This is a genomic window from Streptomyces sp. NPDC052236 (assembly GCF_044548015.1).
Taxonomy (GTDB): domain Bacteria; phylum Actinomycetota; class Actinomycetes; order Streptomycetales; family Streptomycetaceae; genus Streptomyces.
In genome coordinates this window covers 1-1,719 of record NZ_JBIUBL010000085.1, presented here as the reverse complement: position 1 = coordinate 1,719, position 1,719 = coordinate 1, and the positions used below count along the sequence as shown (strand labels likewise).

The following is a 1,719-nucleotide window of genomic DNA, read 5'->3' as shown; positions in this document are numbered from 1 at the left end:
GTCCGACAAACGCTCACCCGCAGGCGACTTGACCTGCCCCACCCTCGCCACACCACAACCAACGAGCCCAGGACATCTAAGTCACCAGCATTGGCGTTAGCCCCCATCCGGTCGTCGCTGAGACTAAGACGATGTCTCATGTGGTGATGTGGTGAGCTGCGGCATCATGGTTCTTCGTGAGAGTTGATCTGTTGCAGCGGCTGGTCCCTGACGGGTTGTGGGATCTGACGGCCCCCTTGCTGCCGTCGTTCACGCCGCGTCCACAGGGTGGTGGGAGTGCGCCAGCGGACGAGCGGGCGGTCTTCACTGCGGTGGTGTATGTGCTGACCAGTGGGTGTGCGTGGCGGCATCTGCCGCCGTCGTTCGGGGTGTCGCCGGCGACCGCGCACCGCCGGTTCACGGCTTGGACCAGGGCGGGGGTGTGGCGGCGGCTGCACCGGGCCGTGCTGGACGAGTTGGGAGCCCGGGGCGAGCTCGACTGGTCCTCGGCAATCATCGATGCGGCCTCGGTGCGGGCGAAAAGGGGGGTCCACTGACCGGGCGCAATCCGGTCGACCGCGGCAAACCCGGCAGCAAACTGCACGTGCTGTCCGAGGCTCAGGGCATCCCACTGGCGGTCGGTGTGTCCGGGGCGAACACCCACGACAGCCAGGCCCTCAAACCCCTCGTGAAAGCGATCCCGGCCGTACGATCCCGGCGCGGACCGCGTCGTAGGCGCCCCGGCTAGCTCCGCGCCGACAAGGCGTACCACTCCGCCGACACCCTGGCCTGGCTGCGGGAACGTCGCATCGTCGCCCGCATCGCCCGCCCAGGCATCGAATCTTCCGAACGACTCGGCCGACACCGGTGGAAGATCGAACGCACCATCTCCTGGCTCTTCGGCTACCGCCGCCTCACTGTTCGGTACGAGCGCAAAGGCAGCCACTTCCTCGCCTTCCTCGGCCTCGCCGCTGCGCTGACCTGCTACAAGAAATTCGCCAAACTCACCACATGAGACATCGTCTAAGAGCATGATCGGCATCAGCCACAACATGGCTGGTTGAGAAGCGAATGCAGTGTGCACACCGGCACGATCGCAGACAGCACTGACAACGTCGGGGCGCAGATCAGTTCTGTCCGGATCGGGCGCGGGCGAGGAACGCGGCGAGGTCTCCGCTGGCCTCGGGGTCGGCGGCGGCGAGCCGGGCCGCGAACGCCAGCTGGTCGACGCCGGCGCCCGGCACGAGGTGCGCAAGTTCGGTGAGCAGCGCGGCGTGGGCGAGCAGGTGCGTCGGCAGCAGATCGGCGGCGGTCACGCGGGCGGCGGGATCCGCGTAGTGCCCGCGGTGCGCGGCCAGGGCGTGGGCGAGCCAGGCGTCGACGTCCTTCTGTACGTACGAGCCGGCCCGCCGGGTGAGTTCGTCCCGGGCGGCTTCGTCGCCCTCGCGGGGCTCGGTCTGCTCCAGCGTGCCCAGCTCGCGCAGCGCCTGGAGCTCATCGGCGCGGGCCGCGACCCGGGCAGCTTCGCGCAGCTCGGCCTCCCGGGCGGCGGCGGCCGCGGCGTCGGCGGCGAGCTCCGCCTGGACGACGTCGTCGGCGTCCGGGTCGTAGACGGTGTCCGGGGCCGCGACGGTGAGCAGCTGGTCGGTCGGGTAGGTCCCGCGCATCGCTGCGCGGGACCCCCCTCAGAACCGTGCTTGCCACTTTCACGGCACACGGCTCAAGCAGACATGTCGGCTT

At 69.3% G+C, this 1,719-nt stretch carries 1 protein-coding gene and 1 pseudogene; one reads left to right on the top strand and one right to left on the bottom strand.

All coding sequences use genetic code 11. The annotated features are described in order from the left end of the window. Positions 1 to 188 precede the first annotated feature (188 nt). A pseudogene (locus ACIHCQ_RS44575) lies at positions 189 to 994 on the top strand (IS5 family transposase). A gap of 112 nt (positions 995 to 1,106) precedes the next feature. Here the strand turns inward: ACIHCQ_RS44575 and ACIHCQ_RS44570 are convergent. After that, a complete protein-coding gene (locus ACIHCQ_RS44570; protein ID WP_399675099.1) occupies positions 1,107 to 1,646 on the bottom strand; it encodes a hypothetical protein in 540 nt (179 codons plus the stop codon). Between the last annotated feature and the right edge of the window lie 73 nt (positions 1,647 to 1,719).